Genomic DNA, 15,830 nt, shown 5'->3' on the forward strand with positions numbered 1-15,830 from the left:
GTTCAGCAGCGTTGGAGGCCAAAATCGTTTCTGAACAGACGCAAAGCGCAAGACAGTGCCGTTCACTTTCGAGCATTTGCGCCATATTCAGAAGCGATTTTGACCCAACCCGTTCGGGCCGCAGGGAAAAAGTGCCATCTTGTCGTCGCTCGGCGTCGAATATGCCTGGCATGTTCTTCCTCCTTGCTCCTTAACATGGCGCATTTTTACGACGGCGCTGCAAATCGTTAAATGCTCACTGCGGCCTTGGATATAGGTTCCCTTGGCGCGAATGTATATGCATGGGCGCTTCAAGATGTCACCATAAGGCCACGCTTTGCCTTAGAATGTCGCTGATTCTGTATTCTGGAGGTCTTACGTGAAGCGCCTCTTCGCCGGGCTTGCCGGCATCCTTCTGGTCTTTGCACTCGTTGTTATCGTGGTGCCTTTCCTCCTTCCGAAGGATGCGATCCGGCGGGAAGTGGTGGCAAGGTTCGAGGAGACGACGGGCTGGCGCTTGCGCCTTGACGGCGATGTGAACCTTTCGCTCGTGCCCGGTTTCGGCCTGATCGCCGAAAACGTCGGCATATCGGGGGCGGCGGGCGCCGACGGTGTGGAATTCGCCAAGGTCGGGCGGATCGATTTCGGCCTGTCCTGGGGGGCGCTCTTCGGCGGGCGCGTTCAGATCACCCATATCGATCTGGAAAATCCTGAAATCCTTCTCGAAATCGGCCCGGACGGTGTCACGAGCTGGGCGCCGCGCCGCCGCTTTCCTTTCGACGATCGCTGGAATGTCGCGGTCAAGGCCAATGGAAACGGCGAAGAGGGCGCCCCCGGCGGCGAAGCGGCGGAGACCGTGCCGAAAAGCGAGGACGGAGCCTCCGCTCCGTTTCTTCAGCGCATCGGCGTTGACAGGCTGACCATCGAAAACGCCACGATCACCTATGCGGATGCGCGAAAGCGCAGCCGCTACAGGCTGGAAGATGCGAATTTGGAGCTTGCCCTGCCCGCGCTGGACGGCCCGGCCAGCCTTTCCGGCGCCTTCACGTATGACGGTATCAGGCTGCAGACGGAGGGCGAAATCGCCGCGCCGCTCGCGTTGTCGAAGGGCGGATCTTCGGCGGTCGAGCTTGCTCTGAAGGTGCTTGAAAGCGAATTCACCGTTGCCGGCACCGTCTCCGGCGCGCCTTCTGCGGACCTGGAAATAGAGGGCGATGGGGATTCCTCCCTGGCGCTTCTGCGGGCTGCCGGGTTATCTCCGCCGGCGGATCCCGGTGCATTCGCCTTTACCGCGAAAGTCGGGGCGTCCGCGGATCGTGTGACGGTCAGCGAAGTAATGGCCGGGATCGGCGAGGTCGCCGCAACCGGCTCCGGCCGTATCGAGCTTGGTCAGCCCGTGCCGAGCTTCGCCGCCCGGATTGAAGCCTCCGGCATCGATCTTGCCGACGCTCTGGTGCTCGCCGGGCGTTCGGAGGCGGCATCCGGCACCATTTCGGCCGATATCGCGGTGCGCGGTGCGGGCGCGGATCAGGCGAGCCTGCTCGGCTCGCTGGATGTGAACGGCCGCATCGATCTCGAACGTGGCTCGCTTTCGGGCCTTGGCCTTGGCCGTGCGCTGGGTGGCGATGAGGCGGCAGACCGGATCGAGGATATCGCGGTCGACATCGTTTTCGACGGGTTCGACAAGCCGGTCTCCGTTTCCGGCGGGCTCGGCTGGCGTGGGGAAGCCTTCACGTTGAAAGGTTCGGCAACGCCCGCGCCCATGCTTGCCGGGCTCGGCGCACCGGTAAAGCTTACGCTTTCCGGCGATCGTGCGTCGGTCGGCTTCGATGGGGCCGCGTCGCTTGACGGCGCGATCGACGGCGACGTTCTGTTTTCGACGCCGAACCTGCGCGGGCTTGCCGCCTGGCTCGGGCGTCCCGTCGGTCCTGGCGGCGGGTTGAAGAATTTTCGCTTTGCCGGAAAGCTCGCCGCTGGCGCTCGTGACATCCGCTTTTCTGATGCGAGTTTCGAGCTCGACGAGATCAGGGGCAGGGGCGATGGGGCACTTGCGTTCTCCTCTCCGCCGAAGGTTACGGCAAGACTTGCCGTCGATGCGCTTGTTCTCGACCCCTATCTCGAGCGGAAAGCCTCGCCCGATGCAGGCCGGTCGAAACGGGTGGCGGCCCGCGTTCCCGGCGGTGAAGAGACTTGGAGCCGCGATCCGGTCGATTTCTCGGGCCTTGGGGCCGTTGACGCGGATCTCGATCTGAGCGCGGCGGGAATACGCCTTGGCGATATCGAGGTCGGCAAAAGCAGGGTCGATCTCGACATTGTCAAGGGCGCCCTTCAGGCGAGCCTTCGGGAAATGGCGATTTACGGCGGAACGGGTGCGGGAGAAGTCCGTCTCGACGGCACGAGCGAGGTCGCCGCCGTGCAGGCAACATTCACCCTTTCGGGCCTCAAGGCCCGCCCCTTCCTCAAGGCGCTGGCAGGGTTCGACTGGCTGGAGGGTACGGTTTCCTCCTCGATCGATCTTTCCGCTCGCGGCAAGAACGAGGCGGAGCTTGTGTCCGCCCTTGGCGGCACGGCGCGCTTCGACTTCGCGAACGGCGCGATCCTCGGCATCAATATTCCGAAAATGGTGCGCGGGCTCACCGTCGAAACCCTGCTCGGCTGGGCCGGCAACGACGAACAGAAGACCGATTTCACCCAGCTTTCGGCCTCCTTCGAAGTGATGAACGGCATTGCCCGCTCAACCGACCTTGCGATGGCGGGGCCGCTCATTCGCCTCACCGGCGAAGGTTCGGTCGACATGCCGGAAAAGATGCTCGACTGGCGTTTCGAGCCGAAGGTCGTCCCCACGCTTCAGGGCCAGCCGCCGGTGCCGACGCAAAAGGGCGAGAGGCGCGAGCTTGACGGCCTCGGCGTTCCCGTCGTCGTACGGGGCCCCTGGGCGAAGCCGCGCATCTACCCCGATATCGAGGGGATCCTGGAGAATCCGCAGGCCGCCTACCAGCAGCTTCAAAAGCTTGGCGGCGGGCTGTTCGAGGCCTTGAAGGCGAAACCGGATGAAACCCTCGCCGATACCGCGAACCGCGTCATCCAGCGTGCCACGGGCGGCAGCACGCGCATCGACGTGCAGGACGTGATCGAGGGCAAGGTGGACGACAAGGAGGTGCTTGAGGCGGTCGAGCAGGGCTTCGGCCTGCCGCGCGGTTTCCTCGGGTCGTTCGGCATCGGCAAAGGCGCCGGGCAGGATGCCGGCGAGGAACCGCAGCCGCAGCCTGAGCCGGAGGGCGCTCCCGCTCAGTAACCGAGACGCTTGAGGATCAGCCTTACCCCGTCGCTAATGCTGCCGGTGTTCTCTATGGCGATCACGCCGTCACCTGCGGAATAGTCCAGGTCGGCGCGGTCGAGGCGGCGGGCGATCTCCTCTCGCGTTTCCCGTCCGCGCGCCAGAAGCCGTTCAGCCAGCACCTCGCGTGGCGCGGTAATCAGAAGCGTGACAACTGTCTCGTATTTTTCGCGGGCCTTGCCGATCATCTTGCGCGATCCGTTGGCGAACACGGTTTTCCCTGCCCGGATATCGGCGTCAAGCGCAACGGGAAGCACGTAGCCGTGCCCGTGCGCTTCCCAGTGGAGCGCTGCGCCGCCGTTTGACGCAAGCGCCTCGTAGTCCCGCCGGGAGATCGTGCCGTGATCTTCCGAACCCGGATCCGCGTCGCGCGTCACGAGGCGGCGGACGAAGTGGCAGGCCGGATCGCCGCCAAGGGCCTTCCTCACGCCCTCCATCAGCGTGTCCTTGCCGGCTCCGCTCGGGCCGACGACAAGCACGAGACGCCCCGGCCCGATGCGCCCGCTGCCGTCAGTCGCCGGGGTCTCTTCCGCAAGCTTGTTCATCGCCTCACGCCACCCTCCGGCCTTCGCGCCACACCCCGCGCACGATCGGAACGTTGCCGACAAGGCGCACCTGCACGAGGTCCGCCCTGCGCCCCTCCTCTATCGCGCCGCGATCGTCGAGGCCGGTCGCCTCGGCGGGTGTCTTCGTCACCATCCGCACGGCCCGGGGAAGCGTGATCGCCTCCACCTCCTCGGCAAGCTGGAAAGCCGCCTGCAGGAGCGACATCGGGATGTAGTCGGAGGACAGCACGTCGAGGAAACCCGCCTCAGCCAGTTCCCGTGCCGAGACATTGCCGGAGTGCGAGCCGCCGCGCACCACATTGGGCGCGCCCATCAGCACCTTCATACCTGCGTGATGGGAGGTTTTCGCGGCCTCCACCGTCGTCGGGAATTCGGCGATCGCGGTGCCGAGCGCAACCGCCTCCGCCACATGCGCTTCGCTCGCGTCGTCATGGCTTGCGACGATGATCCCGCGCTTGGCGGCTTTCGCGGCGATGTTTTTCCGGTTGTCCGGGGTGAGCTTGCTCGCCTGTGCCTGGCGCTTGGCGATATAGGCTTCCATCTGCTCGTCGTTGAACCCCCTCTTGCCCTGGTAGTAGACACGGTAGGCGTCGAGCGAGGTGAACTGGCGCTGGCCCGGCGTGTGGTCCATCAGCGAGATCAGGCGCACGCGCGGGTCTTCGTGGAATCTTGCGAAGGCATCCATGACGTCGGACGAGGAAACCTCGCAGCGCAGGTGGATGAAATGGTCGGCCCGCAGGCGGTGTTCGGCCAGCCCCGTCTCGATGGCGTCCGCCAGGTGCCGCATGTCGTCGATCTTGAGGTCGGCCTCCTGGTCCATGCCGATGCGCAGCGCATCGAACACTGTGGTGATGCCGGAACAGGCGATCTGGGCATCATGCGCCTGTACGGCCGAAACCGGGTTCCAGCGCACCTTGGGTCGCGGGGCATAGTGGGTTTCCAGGTGGTCGGTGTGGAGTTCCACAAGGCCCGGCAGCAGGTAGTCGCCCTCGCAGTCGTGGCCGGCGGCCGCCGAAGGTCCGGTGGCAAGGGCGGCGATCCTGCCGTCGCGGGTGGAAAGGCTTCCGTCGATGACATCGTCGGGGAGGACGAGCCGGGCGTTCAAAAAGACATGATCAGACATTTACGGTTCCCTGTTGGGCCTCGCGCGTCGACACTCCGGCCTTCAACGGCCTGAAGTCGATAATGGTGAAGGGGCCGCCCCGTTCCCGCTCGGCGAAAAGGCCAAGGCTGGCGAACGCCCGGGGCCGTTCGGTCACGGAGGCGAAATAGCGCGTCGCGTCGCGCTTGAGGCATTCGGCTTCCCGCTCGTCCTCCAGTCTGGACGAAAGCGTCATATGGAAGCGGAATTCGTCGAAAACATATGGGTAGCCCCAGCGCTGGAGATAAGCCGCCTGCCGGTCGGACAGGCCGGAGGCAAGCCTTCGCTCCCGATCCGCGTCGGAAAGCGGCGCGCGGAAGGCGTCGAAGGTTTCCACGCAGGTTGCCGCGAAAACGTCGAGCGTTTCAAGGGGTGCTGCCGGCGTCAGCGCGAGGAAGGAGCCGAGCCTCGTGACGGCAAGGCCCGGAAGGTCGAACGCCGGCATGCGCTCGCAGAATTCGGCGAAAGCGTCGCGCAACTCGTCCTCGCTGCGCCCGTCGGCCAGCGCAAACGGCGCCTTCATCGTGCCGTGGAAGCCATAGCGGCGCGGGTCGGGCGTGAGCGCGTGAAGCCGCTCTCGCGAAACTTCCTCTAGCGCGGGCTGGGTAAACTTTTCGCCTGAAAACGCATCGCGGCCGAGCCAATGGCTGCCGAGCCGCGTCAGCGGGTTGTCGTGAGGTGGTGTATAATAGATTGCGTAACGCATGGAAAATGCCTGTTGGTGTTCCTCGTATCGACGCGACTTGCCATTTGCTTGTGGCAGCGCCGTGTCGGCGCCATGATGAAATTCGGTTTTGCGCCCTTCGTCACGCCGCCGCCTTGAAGGCGCTTACGTCGATGATCCGGTCGGCGATCCTCTCGCGCACGTCCTCATCGTGCAGGATGGCGAGCATGGCGACCCCATCGGCCTTCTTTCCCTGCACGAGATCCACCACCACGGCCCGGTTTTCGGCGTCGAGCGAGGCGGTCGGCTCGTCGAGCAGCAGGACAGGATAATGGGCGATGAAGCCGCGCGCGATGTTGACGCGCTGTTGCTCGCCGCCGGAAAAGGTCGCCGGCGCGAGCCGCCACAGTCGCTCGGGCACATTCAGGCGGCGAAGCAGCGTCATCGCCTTTTCCCGCGCCTCGTCGCGCGCAGCCCCTTGCGAAACCAGCGGCTCGGCCACGATATCCACCGCCGCCACGCGGGGAATGACTTTCAGGAACTGACTCACGTAGCCGATGGTGCTACGCCTCAAGGCCAGCATGCGGCGCGGTTGCGCGGCCGCGATGTCGACGGTCTCCCCGCCGTCGGCGGTTATAAGGATCCGGCCTTTCTCGCAGGCGTAATTGCCGTAGATCATCTTGAGGATCGAGCTTTTCCCCGCCCCCGACGGTCCACCCAGCACCACGCATTCTCCGGCGGCGACGGAGAAACCGACGTCGGCGACGACGGGAAGCTCCGCTCCCTCCTGCAGGTGCATCTTGAAGCTTTTGCCGACATCGGCGAGGCGAAGTCTCGTGCGCATGGTCAAACCTGCAATATGGAGGAAACGAGTAGCTGGGTGTAGGGCGCCTGCGGGTCGTCGAGCACCCGGTCGGTCAGCCCTGTTTCGATAACCTTGCCGTGCCGCATCACCATCATGCGGTGGGAAAGCAGCCTTGCGACGGCAAGGTCGTGCGTGACGATGATAACCGAAAGCCCGAGATCGGAGACGAGCCCGCGAAGAAGATCGAGCAGCCGCGCCTGCACGGAAACGTCGAGCCCGCCGGTCGGCTCGTCCATGAAGACGAGGCGCGGGTTCGTGACGAGGTTTCGCGCGATTTGCAGGCGCTGTCGCATGCCGCCGGAAAAGGCGCGCGGGGTGTCGTCGATACGGCTTTCGTCGATCTCCACCCGCGAAAGCCAGTCGAGCGCGGTGCCGCGAATGTCGCCGTAGTGGCGTTCGCCCACCGCCATCAGCCGTTCGCCGACGTTCGCCCCGGCGGAAACGGACATGCGCAGCCCGTCGGCGGCATGTTGGTGCACGAAGCCCCAGTCGGTTCGCATCAAAAGCCTGCGTTCGGCCTCCGTGAGCCGGAAAAGATCGCGCATCGTGCCGTCGCGCATGCGGTATTCGACGATGCCCGCCGTCGGCGCCAGGCGCGTCGAAAGACAATCGAGCAGCGTCGTCTTGCCCGATCCGCTTTCGCCGACGATCGCCAGCACCTCGCCGGGGTAAAGCTCGAAGGTAACATCCCGGCAGCCGATCCTTTCGCCGTATAGGCGGGTCAGCGCGCTTGCGCGCAAAAGCGGCTCTTCGTCCGGTAAAGGCTTCGCGCTCATCGCGCCGTCTCCTCGCCTTTCAGCGGGATTCCGCCAGCCTCGCCCGTATGGCCCGCCGCGCGCCGTTCCTCGCAGTGGTCGGTATCGGAACAAACGAACATCCGCCCGCCGCGATCGTCCAGCACGACCTCGTCGAGATAGACGTTCTCCGCCCCGCAGATCGCGCAAGGCCGGTCGAATTTCTGGATTTCGAAGGGGTAATCCTCGAAGTCGAGGCTTTCCACCGCGGTATGCGGCGGGATCGCGTAAATGCGCTTTTCCCGGCCCGCGCCGAAAAGCTGCAGCGCGTCCATTTCGTGCATTTTCGGGTTGTCGAACTTCGGCGTCGGCGAAGGATCCATCACATAGCGCCCGTCCACCTTCACCGGGTAGGCGTAGGTGGTGGCGATGTGCCCGTGCCGGGCGATGTCCTCGTAAAGCTTCACATGCATCAGGCCATATTCGGCAAGCGCATGCATCTTGCGCGTTTCGGTTTCGCGCGGCTCCAGAAAGCGCAAGGGTTCGGGGATCGGCACCTGATAGACGATGATCTGGTCTTCCTTGAGCGCCTTTTCGGGAATGCGGTGGCGTGTCTGGATGATCGTCGCCTCGTCGGTTCGCGTCGTCGTCGCGACTTGCGCCGTCTTTTCGAAGAACGCGCGAATAGAGACCGCGTTCGTCGTGTCGTCGGATCCCTGGTCGATGACTTTCAGCACATCGTCCCGGCCCAGGATGGAGGCCGTCACCTGCACCCCGCCCGTACCCCAGCCGTAGGGCATGGGCATTTCTCTTGAGGCGAACGGCACCTGGTATCCCGGCACGGCGATAGCCTTCAGGATCGCCCGGCGGATCATGCGTTTCGTCTGCTCGTCCAGATAGGCGAAGTTGTATTCGCCCTCGCCCGCCTGGGTGGCGGTGTCCGCCTGAGCGTTCATTCCGCCGCCTCCTGTGCGTCGGCCTTGTCCTTCCGGTTTCGCTCTTCCCACTCGCGGCGCATTTGCCGGACAAGCGCAAGTTCTGCCTGAAAGTCCACGTAATGCGGCAGCTTCAGGTGTTCCACGAAGCCGGTCGCCTGCACGTTGTCGGAGTGGGACAGCACGAATTCCTCGTCCTGCGCGGGCGCGCCGCCTTCCTCGCCAAGCTCGCGGGAGCGCAGCGCCCGGTCGACCAGCGCCATGCTCATCGCCTTGCGTTCGCCTTGCCCGAAGACAAGGCCGTATCCGCGCGAAAACTGCGGCGGCGCTTTCGCCGAACCCTGGAACTGGTTGATCATCTGGCATTCGGTTACCGAAATCCGCCCCAGCGGCACGGCGAAGCCCAGTTCCTCGGCGAAGAATTCAACCTCCACCTCGCCAAGCCTTATTTCGCCGGCGAAGGGGTGCGTGCGTCCGAAACCGCGCTGCGTGGAATAGCCGAGCGCGAGCAGAAAGCCCTCGTCGCCGCGCGCAAGGTTCTGCAGGCGGATGTCGCGGCCTGCCGGAAACGACAGCGGCTCGCGCGTCAGGTCGCCCGTTTCGCTGTCTTCAATTTCGCCCTCTGGCACGTCCGGCTCGATCAGGCCTTCATGGCCCAGAAGGTCGGTCACGCGCGGCATGTCTTCTTCTGCCGCCTCCGCCAGTTCCGGCGTCCCGGGGGCCTCGCCGCCTTCGGCCGCCAGTTTGAAGTCGAGCAGGCGGTGCGTGTAATCGAAGGTCGGACCCAGAAGCTGGCCGCCCGGCAGATCCTTGTAGGTCGCCGAAATCCGCCTTCGCACGCGCATCTTCGCGGTATCCAGAGGCTCGGAGTAGCCGAAGCGCGGCAGCGTCGTGCGGTAGGCGCGTATCAGAAAGATCGCCTCGATCAGGTCGCCGCGCGCCTGTTTGATCGCAAGGGCCGCAAGCTCCATGTCGTAGAGCGAACCTTCGGCCATCACGCGGGCGACCGAAAGCGCCATCTGCTCCACGATCTGGGCAAGTGTCAGGTCCGGGACGGCTCGGTCGCCGCGCCGCTCGTGCGCGAGCAGGCGGTGTGCGTTGCGGATCGCCTTTTCTCCGCCCTTGACGGCAACATACATCGCTCAGCGGTCCTTTGTTTCGATGCGGGTTGAGCGCGGCAGTCCGGCAACCTGCTTTTTGGTGACGAAGAGCATGTCGACGCCGCGCGGAAACTGCGCGTGGATCGTGGCGAGCTCCGCCCAGAAGGAAAGCGGCAGGGGGTTTGCGCCAAAGCCGGCAGGTGTCTTCAGGCCGGGACCGGAAAGTGTCACGGCCTTCGGCCCCGTCAGCCTGTCGACCATGGCGATGATCGTCGTGGACCTGTCGGGATATTCGAGCGTGCCCTGGTTGAAGCTTGCAAGCGGCGGCATGCGCTCCGCGTCGCTGATGAGCGCGAAGCTCGCCTCACCCCGGTCGGCGGTGATCGGGCAGCCTGTGTGAAAGCGCAGGAACTGCCTGACTTCCGAAGACCCGGCAAGCGCGGAATCGAGCCAGACCGGCGTGTCGTAGTCGACTAGAGAAAGCGCGATAGCCGCCGCCGTGTTCGAAAGGGGTGCGGGGGCTTTAAAATCGCCCGTGTCGAGCTTTTGCGGCTGGCCGGGCCGGGCCAGCGCGTTCATCACCGTCCGGAAAGTCGCCTGGGAATCGTGCACCGGGTCGGGCAGGCCCGGAAGCGGCGCTGCGGCTTCAAGCAGTGCGCTCATCAGTCCTCTCCGCGAACCATGGTGAAGAAATCGACCTTGGTCGCCGCCGTTTCGGCGCGCGCTGTCGCGTCGGCGGCCTCAAGGTCTTCGGCAAGCGGGGCAATCAGGCCGCGTTCCACTTCGTCGCGGTGCTTTTCCGTCTGCCAGAGCGCGTCGAACAGGGCGGCATAGAGCGCTTTCTTGCGGTCGCGGCCGAGCGCGTAGGAATAGCCGGTCTCTCCGCTTTCGATCGTGACAACGGCGCGCGTCACCGTCGCCTCGCCGAGGTTGAAGGGCCGTCCACCGCCGCCCGCGCGCCCGCGCATCATCACAAGGCCGGTTTCGGGCGCGCGCAGCGTGCGGAAGGCCGGCTTGTTCGAAAGCGCTTCCCAGGCATTCGCCAGCCGCTCCGTGTCGCTACGCGCCAGCAGCGCCATCACGGCCTTGCGGCGCGGATCGCCCATTTTTTTCGGCGCGGCGTCGTCATCCCGTGCCTCGCTCATGCCGTTTCTCTTTCCTGCGTCAGGTCGCGCTCTATGCGAACGACTTTCGGTTTATTCGGATTGAGCCCAAGGGCTTGCCGAAAGGTATAGAAATTCGGCAGGCGCTCAGGCGGAAGATGCGAACTCTTCCCTATCCCTCGCCCTCGAAGGGTGAGGGTGCCGAAGCGCCGGATTTGAACAACGCCTCATCCTCCCCCTGAATTTCCATACCCCCTACCACCGTCGATCTGATTTGTCTATTTGTATAGACGAATTTGCATTTTGGTCCAGCCCCTCTATGACAGGCCAATGACGAGCGGAGCGGAAAAACCCGAAATCGAGCGCGGTAGCGGCGTGGCGATCTGGCGGCAGATCGCCGAGCAGCTTCGCGCCGAAATCCTGTCGGGCCGTCTCGGCGCCAACGGCGGAAAACTGCCGACGGAAACGGACCTTGCCGCGCGTTTCGGCGTGAACAGGCATACCGTGCGCCGTGCTATCGCCAGCCTGACGGCGGACGGCCTTCTGCGCGCCGATCAGGGGCGCGGCACTTTCGTCGCCGACAGGCTGATCGACTACCCCATCTCGCCACGTACCCGCTTTTCGGAAATAATCGCCGCCCAGTCGCGGGAGCCGCATGGCCGGCTTCTGTCTTCCACCGTCGAGCCCGCGAGCGCCTATATCGCGGAACGGCTTGGCGTTGCGGAAGGCACGCCGCTCCTGCGCATCGAGACCATCGGCGATGCCGATGGCATCCCGCTTACCCGCTCGAGCAGCTGGTTCGACCGCGCAAGATTCCCGAACCTGGCAGCCGATTTCGTCGAGACGGGCAGCGTCACCATTGCGCTTGAGCGCGCAGGCGCTGGCGATTACCGGCGCAAGGAAACACGGATTTCGGCGGAGATCGTGGACCCGGAGGAGGCGAAGCTTCTGGAGATCGCCGTGGGCCAGCCTGTCCTCGTGGTCGAGGCGCTCAACGCCGAGCCAGACGGCCGCCCGAGCCACCTGACGCAGTCCCGCCTCGTTGCCGCGCGCATGCAGCTTGTGGTCGAAAACTGACTGCAAACGACCCGATCAAACTGATTTGTTCGCCGCGTGAAGCCCGGTGCTGTTGCGTGCGTTGTTCAGGCATTTGGCGGACTTCCGGCAGTTTGCCTTAACTGTTCACTCAGGTTGAACACTGCATCCAGATATCGGCCCCTTCGTATCCAGATCCGAAACCGCATATTCGCTCTCGAATGAAGGCTCGCGGGTCTGTCCGTCCCGCGAAGCGCAGCGAAAGATTCTGGAGTTTGAAATGACGAAGGTTCTGGTTCTCTACTACTCGTCCTACGGCCACATCGAAGGCCTGGCGGGCGCGGTTGCGGACGGTGCGAAATCCGTCGACGGCGTCGAAGTTTCCGTGAAGCGCGTGCCCGAACTGATGCCGGATGACGTAGCGAAAGGCGCCGGCGTCAAGCTCGATCAGGCAGCGCCCGTCGCCGATCCGCAGGAACTTGCCGATTATGACGCCATCATCATCGGCACGCCCACCCGCTTCGGCAGCATGGCCGCCCAGATGCGCAACTTCCTCGACCAGACCGGCGGTCTGTGGGCAAAGGGCGCGCTCGTCGGCAAGGTCGGCTCCGTCTTCACCTCCACCGCTACCGGCGGCGGCAATGAATCCACGATCCTTTCTTCGTGGAACACGCTCGCCCATCACGGCATGGTGATCGTCGGCCTGCCCTACGCCGCCCAGGAGCTGCTCGATATCTCGGAAGTGCGTGGCGGATCGCCCTATGGTGCCGGAACGATTGCCGGCGGCGACGGCTCGCGCCAGCCGAGCGAGAAGGAGTTGTCTCTCGCCCGCTTCCAGGGCCGGCATGTGGCAACTGTCGCGGCCGAACTCGTCCACGGCCGCAAGGTGCGCGAGCCGGAGATGGCGTAAATCCGTCAGGGAATTCTAAAACACCCGGAATACCCCCGGCGGCGTCCGATGTGCCCGCCGGGGAATTCTCCTCGCCGCTTGAATCATTTGGTCCAGAACTTGTCGGCCTTGCGCGTCCGGTCCCAAAGTTCTTTGGCTCGTGTCCATGCGCCCGTCGCTCTGGCCTCATGCCAGCCGATGGCAAAACCCGTTGTAAGACAAATGCTTGCGCCTTTCTGGCCCTTGGCCTGCGGCAGTCCGGTCAGCTTTTCGGCCATGGCGACATCGTTCAGGTAGCCGAACATGTCCTGCAGTGTTTTCATTTTCTCAAGAAAAGGCTTTACGGTCTTTTCCTTGTAAAGCGGCCGGAAGAACTCGACGGTGTAGCGCAACTTCTTCAGCGCCTTGCGCATTTCGTGCCGCTCCTCGATCTTGAGTTCTTCGATCCTCCGGCCATATTCGGCGGCTATTTTCCATTGTTTATTCAAAGCCCTGGCGGCAAATTCGGGCGCGGGACCGGCAAGTGCGGCGGTCTGCTCGATCGCCTGCCGCGTCAGCCAGCCGCGACCTTCCGTATAGGCGGCGAGATCGAACAGGAAATCGTTGGTCTTGGGATCGCCAAGCATCCGCCTGACGTTTTCACGCACCTTTTCCCGTTCGTCCCCGATGTGTGAAATCAAGGGGTTCGCCTGAACCGATCCGGGCATTTCCGCCTCAAGCGGCGCGACGATTTCGTCGATCAGCACGTCGAGATCGCGCAGGTTGCCGACACCCGCCCCGATCGCCCTGGCGCGCCGGTCGAGTTCGTCGGAAGCCGCCGGATCGATGATTTTCTTGAACACATTGAATGCGCTGCGTAAGCGGCGCAGCCCGATGCGCAGTTGATGCGGACCTTCAGGGTCTTCGGTTTCAAGCACGACGATGCGGTTGTGGGCGATCTGGTCGAAGCAGGAACGCAGGATCGCGCGGAATGCGATTTCCGCCGTATCGCCGTGCGAAATATCGATTTCTCCGGCGGTTTTCGGTTTCGGTGGGCCGCTTTTCTCGCCGGCGGCAAAAGCATATCCGCGCGTCGCCTTGCTGGATTGCGAAAAACGAACGGGCGATCCGTTCACCAGGGCCTTGGCGACATCGTACAGGGCGTCGACGGACCCGGATTTGAGCTCAAGTTCCGCTTCTGTAATCGGGCACTGCCGCTCGCCGGATACGATCTGCCCGTCGTCGAGTGCCAGTTCGATTTCCGTGCCGCCGCCGCCCTCGATCATCCTGGTGGTGCGGCGGATGACGGTTTCGAATTGCGGTATCAGCTCGCCCGCGCCAATGAGGCTGGAAAGGACGGATTTCAGCGCTTCGTCCTCTATTTTGTCCGGCTCGGGCACGGGGCCGGAAACCTGAATCTCGTATTCGTGCGGGCGCGACAACCCGCCGCTGACGGCCGTTCCGCTCTTGACGGTCTGCACCCAGTCGCGGCCCACTTTGCGTACTCGAAGCGACCATTTCGCCCTGCGCAGGCGGCAGTCGGACGTGTCGAAGTAGATCGAACGAAGATTGCGCGTAACTGGCCGGCCGGCACTGTATCCGGATGGTAGTTCGGCCGAACTGGCATGCTTGAACGAGGCCCGGTCAAGCTCAAGTTTCAGTTCGGTTTCAAATGTTTCCATCGTCATTCCAAACCATCTATCCGTCACCGCTGTCACAATCCACTTCGAAAGCGCGCCCAGTGCGCCATTTTTGCCTGGTTTTTATATTTTCCGCGTCACTGCCGGGCGTTCATAAGTTTGAACCAGGGCATATCCCGCAAAACCTGAAGCGGGTTTCGCGACAAGGGCATGCTCAAGATATCGATTCCGGGCCGAATTCCCGTCGCGAACGCGATCCCGGTTTCGTGGAAAGCGCTCTGGAGAAAGAATATCCCGGTCTTTCCTATTTCGTTGCGATCTGCTAGATCGATTCCCGTGCCCCTTTGGCGGAATTGGTAGACGCGCTGGACTCAAAATCCAGTTCCCGCGAGGGAGTTCCGGTTCGACCCCGGAAGGGGGCACCAATCCGTTCCTTCCATGCTTGGTCTCCATCATACCCTCCCGCGCCCGCGCCGGGGATATCCGCTGCCGGATCGCGCATTCGTGCCGTTGACGCACGTCTTCGTGAGTAGCGCAAAGTGTTGTTGCCGTTCCGTCGGCTTCGTTGTTACGCATGGGACAAGCAAGATCACCGCGCCCTCTGGTGAAAACCTTCAAGTATATATCGGTTTTCGATCCTGGCATTCGGTGAATCTGCTTATTCTCTGCCAGATGAAGACCCTTTAAAGAGGTAAAACAGTGATCGGAATGTGCAGGAGTTTTTTTGCCGGCCTGATAATCGCGGCATTCGGTATGGCCGCCTCGCCGGCTTTCGCGGATGAAGTGCTTTACGGCGAAACCCTCGTCAACACGCTTTATTCGGACGGCAACATCGCGATCCGCGGTTACGATACGGTCGCCTACCACAAGCAGGGCAAGCCGGTTAAAGGCGATGAGCGCTACAGCCATGACTACCTTGGTGCCAAATGGCTTTTCTCCAGCGCTGAAAACCGGGACCTTTTTGCCGCGAATCCCGAGAAATTCGCACCGGCCTACGGCGGTTATTGCGCGTTCGGTGCGGGCAACGGCTATCTGGTGAAGACCGAGCCGGAAGCATTCTCGATCGTCGACGGGAAGCTCTATCTCAATTACAACGTCGACGTTTCGAAGAAATTCAAGGCGGATCTTCAAAACCGTATCGCGCTTGCGGAGAAGAAGTGGCCCGACCTGAAAGCCGGCCTGTCGGAGTAATTCCGAGCGAAAATCGCGAAACTGTCGCCGGGAAGGAGCATCTTCCCGGCTGGCACCCGACGTCGCGCGGACTCAAACCCACCGCGCGGAATCAAATCGCATTCAGTGCTGCTCAGGCGGGTTGCCGGCGTGTTTTATTTGGTGCCCGGCAGCTTCGTGACATGCATGTTGGCGATCTTCCATCCTTCGTCGGTTTTGATCCGGGTTATCGAATAGCGGATGTATGTCGCGACCGTACCGGCCTCGGGGCGGCTCATGTACATTTCCATGTAGCCCGTTTCGACCGAAGCATCGCCGTAAAACCTCACCGCAGGCTGGCGGAAAATCAGATTGCGCTGCGGCCAGGCGGCGAAATAGCGCTGCCAGAGATCGGCAATTGCGTCACGCCCCTCAAGCCAGAACGGCTGCAGGGTTCCCGCAAATGTGGCGTCGTCGTCATATGCCGCCACTATGCCGTCGACGTCGCCGGCCACATAGCTGGAAACGAAGGCTGTTCGGGTATCCACGATTGCGACGATTTCCTTGGCAAGCTCTTCACTGAGCGTCTGAGTTTGCGCAGATGCCGGTTGGGCATAAGCAAGACAAAAACACATAGCCAGTAAATTTACCATGCGAGGAAACGAGAACATTGACTTTCCTCCGACTATTTAAACTGCTGAATTTCATGCTAAG

The 15,830-nt window shown here is 63.0% G+C and carries 15 protein-coding genes and 1 tRNA gene; 5 read left to right on the forward strand and 11 right to left on the reverse strand.

Features of this window, described 5'->3' with window-relative positions; genetic code table 11:
- Positions 1-358: 358 nt before the first annotated feature.
- The gene (locus HPQ64_RS20690) at positions 359-3,274 is read left to right on the forward strand and encodes an AsmA family protein (RefSeq protein WP_172887155.1); all 2,916 of its coding nucleotides are present in this window, start codon (positions 359-361) and stop codon (positions 3,272-3,274) included.
- On the opposite strand, the gene phnN is transcribed toward HPQ64_RS20690, so the two are convergent.
- The 9 genes from phnN to phnG all read right to left on the reverse strand — a co-directional run bounded on the left by phnN (position 3,268) and on the right by phnG (position 10,466).
- Positions 3,268-3,861 carry a phosphonate metabolism protein/1,5-bisphosphokinase (PRPP-forming) PhnN gene (gene phnN, locus HPQ64_RS04520; protein ID WP_172887156.1) on the reverse strand — a complete coding sequence of 198 codons (594 nt, stop codon included), beginning with the start codon at positions 3,859-3,861 and terminating at the stop codon, positions 3,268-3,270. The genes HPQ64_RS20690 and phnN overlap by 7 nt on opposite strands.
- A gap of 4 nt (positions 3,862-3,865) precedes the next feature.
- Entirely contained in the window at positions 3,866-5,005 is a 1,140-nt protein-coding gene (locus tag HPQ64_RS04525; protein WP_172887157.1) for an alpha-D-ribose 1-methylphosphonate 5-triphosphate diphosphatase, read from the reverse strand.
- A complete protein-coding gene (locus HPQ64_RS04530; protein WP_172887158.1) occupies positions 4,998-5,729 on the reverse strand; it encodes a DUF1045 domain-containing protein in 732 nt (243 codons plus the stop codon). Before HPQ64_RS04530 ends, HPQ64_RS04525 begins: the two co-directional genes overlap by 8 nt.
- A gap of 100 nt (positions 5,730-5,829) precedes the next feature.
- Positions 5,830-6,531 (reverse strand): phosphonate C-P lyase system protein PhnL, encoded by a 702-nt coding sequence (phnL, locus tag HPQ64_RS04535; RefSeq protein WP_172887159.1) that lies wholly within the window; start codon positions 6,529-6,531, stop codon positions 5,830-5,832.
- A 2-nt stretch (positions 6,532-6,533) separates the two neighbouring features.
- Positions 6,534-7,328 carry a phosphonate C-P lyase system protein PhnK gene (gene phnK / locus HPQ64_RS04540; protein ID WP_172887160.1) on the reverse strand — a complete coding sequence of 265 codons (795 nt, stop codon included), beginning with the start codon at positions 7,326-7,328 and terminating at the stop codon, positions 6,534-6,536.
- Complete coding sequence (locus HPQ64_RS04545) at positions 7,325-8,242, reverse strand: alpha-D-ribose 1-methylphosphonate 5-phosphate C-P-lyase PhnJ (protein ID WP_172887161.1); 918 nt, start codon at positions 8,240-8,242, stop codon at positions 7,325-7,327. Before HPQ64_RS04545 ends, phnK begins: the two co-directional genes overlap by 4 nt.
- Entirely contained in the window at positions 8,239-9,360 is a 1,122-nt protein-coding gene (locus HPQ64_RS04550) for a carbon-phosphorus lyase complex subunit (protein ID WP_172887162.1), read from the reverse strand. Before HPQ64_RS04550 ends, HPQ64_RS04545 begins: the two co-directional genes overlap by 4 nt.
- 3 nt (positions 9,361-9,363) lie before the next feature.
- Positions 9,364-9,984, reverse strand: coding sequence for a phosphonate C-P lyase system protein PhnH (gene phnH, locus HPQ64_RS04555; protein ID WP_172887163.1), 621 nt, complete (start codon positions 9,982-9,984; stop codon positions 9,364-9,366).
- Positions 9,984-10,466: a phosphonate C-P lyase system protein PhnG gene (gene phnG / locus HPQ64_RS04560; RefSeq protein ID WP_172887164.1), complete on the reverse strand. Its 483-nt coding sequence runs from the start codon at positions 10,464-10,466 to the stop codon at positions 9,984-9,986. Before phnG ends, phnH begins: the two co-directional genes overlap by 1 nt.
- 288 nt (positions 10,467-10,754) lie before the next feature.
- Between phnG and phnF the strand changes: the two genes are divergently transcribed.
- Complete coding sequence (gene phnF / locus HPQ64_RS04565; RefSeq protein WP_172887165.1) at positions 10,755-11,501, forward strand: phosphonate metabolism transcriptional regulator PhnF; 747 nt, start codon at positions 10,755-10,757, stop codon at positions 11,499-11,501.
- Between the two features lie 238 nt (positions 11,502-11,739).
- Complete coding sequence (gene wrbA, locus HPQ64_RS04570; RefSeq protein WP_172887166.1) at positions 11,740-12,369, forward strand: NAD(P)H:quinone oxidoreductase; 630 nt, start codon at positions 11,740-11,742, stop codon at positions 12,367-12,369.
- 83 nt (positions 12,370-12,452) lie between these two features.
- Here wrbA and HPQ64_RS04575 read toward each other — a convergent pair whose 3' ends face one another.
- Complete coding sequence (locus tag HPQ64_RS04575) at positions 12,453-14,009, reverse strand: CYTH and CHAD domain-containing protein (protein WP_172887167.1); 1,557 nt, start codon at positions 14,007-14,009, stop codon at positions 12,453-12,455.
- A gap of 296 nt (positions 14,010-14,305) precedes the next feature.
- Here HPQ64_RS04575 and HPQ64_RS04580 point away from each other — a divergent pair.
- Both HPQ64_RS04580 and HPQ64_RS04585 read left to right on the forward strand, forming a co-directional pair.
- Positions 14,306-14,392 (forward strand) — tRNA-Leu (locus HPQ64_RS04580).
- A 328-nt stretch (positions 14,393-14,720) separates the two neighbouring features.
- Positions 14,721-15,158: a YHS domain-containing (seleno)protein gene (locus tag HPQ64_RS04585; protein ID WP_172887168.1), complete on the forward strand. Its 438-nt coding sequence runs from the start codon at positions 14,721-14,723 to the stop codon at positions 15,156-15,158.
- Between the two features lie 134 nt (positions 15,159-15,292).
- On the opposite strand, the gene HPQ64_RS04590 is transcribed toward HPQ64_RS04585, so the two are convergent.
- On the reverse strand, positions 15,293-15,787 hold the full coding sequence (locus tag HPQ64_RS04590; RefSeq protein WP_172887169.1) for a YybH family protein: 495 nt from the start codon (positions 15,785-15,787) through the stop codon (positions 15,293-15,295).
- Positions 15,788-15,830 lie beyond the last annotated feature (43 nt).

It is taken from the genome of Hongsoonwoonella zoysiae, from assembly GCF_013266695.1.
Taxonomy (GTDB): domain Bacteria; phylum Pseudomonadota; class Alphaproteobacteria; order Rhizobiales; family Stappiaceae; genus Hongsoonwoonella; species Hongsoonwoonella zoysiae.

What these genes read in the sequence shown, in the direction of transcription:
- phnK (WP_172887160.1), bottom strand. Translation starts at nt 7,328, where the DNA reads ATGAGCGCGAAGCCTTTACCGGACGAAGAGCCGCTTTTGCGCGCAAGC.
- HPQ64_RS04585 (WP_172887168.1), top strand. Translation starts at nt 14,721, where the DNA reads ATGGCCGCCTCGCCGGCTTTCGCGGATGAAGTGCTTTACGGCGAAACC.
- HPQ64_RS04575 (WP_172887167.1), bottom strand. Translation starts at nt 14,009, where the DNA reads ATGGAAACATTTGAAACCGAACTGAAACTTGAGCTTGACCGGGCCTCG.
- wrbA (WP_172887166.1), top strand. Translation starts at nt 11,740, where the DNA reads ATGACGAAGGTTCTGGTTCTCTACTACTCGTCCTACGGCCACATCGAA.
- HPQ64_RS04545 (WP_172887161.1), bottom strand. Translation starts at nt 8,242, where the DNA reads ATGAACGCTCAGGCGGACACCGCCACCCAGGCGGGCGAGGGCGAATAC.
- phnG (WP_172887164.1), bottom strand. Translation starts at nt 10,466, where the DNA reads ATGAGCGAGGCACGGGATGACGACGCCGCGCCGAAAAAAATGGGCGAT.
- phnF (WP_172887165.1), top strand. Translation starts at nt 10,755, where the DNA reads ATGACGAGCGGAGCGGAAAAACCCGAAATCGAGCGCGGTAGCGGCGTG.
- HPQ64_RS04590 (WP_172887169.1), bottom strand. Translation starts at nt 15,787, where the DNA reads ATGTTCTCGTTTCCTCGCATGGTAAATTTACTGGCTATGTGTTTTTGT.
- HPQ64_RS04550 (WP_172887162.1), bottom strand. Translation starts at nt 9,360, where the DNA reads ATGTATGTTGCCGTCAAGGGCGGAGAAAAGGCGATCCGCAACGCACAC.
- phnL (WP_172887159.1), bottom strand. Translation starts at nt 6,531, where the DNA reads ATGCGCACGAGACTTCGCCTCGCCGATGTCGGCAAAAGCTTCAAGATG.
- HPQ64_RS04530 (WP_172887158.1), bottom strand. Translation starts at nt 5,729, where the DNA reads ATGCGTTACGCAATCTATTATACACCACCTCACGACAACCCGCTGACG.
- HPQ64_RS04525 (WP_172887157.1), bottom strand. Translation starts at nt 5,005, where the DNA reads ATGTCTGATCATGTCTTTTTGAACGCCCGGCTCGTCCTCCCCGACGAT.
- phnN (WP_172887156.1), bottom strand. Translation starts at nt 3,861, where the DNA reads ATGAACAAGCTTGCGGAAGAGACCCCGGCGACTGACGGCAGCGGGCGC.
- phnH (WP_172887163.1), bottom strand. Translation starts at nt 9,984, where the DNA reads ATGAGCGCACTGCTTGAAGCCGCAGCGCCGCTTCCGGGCCTGCCCGAC.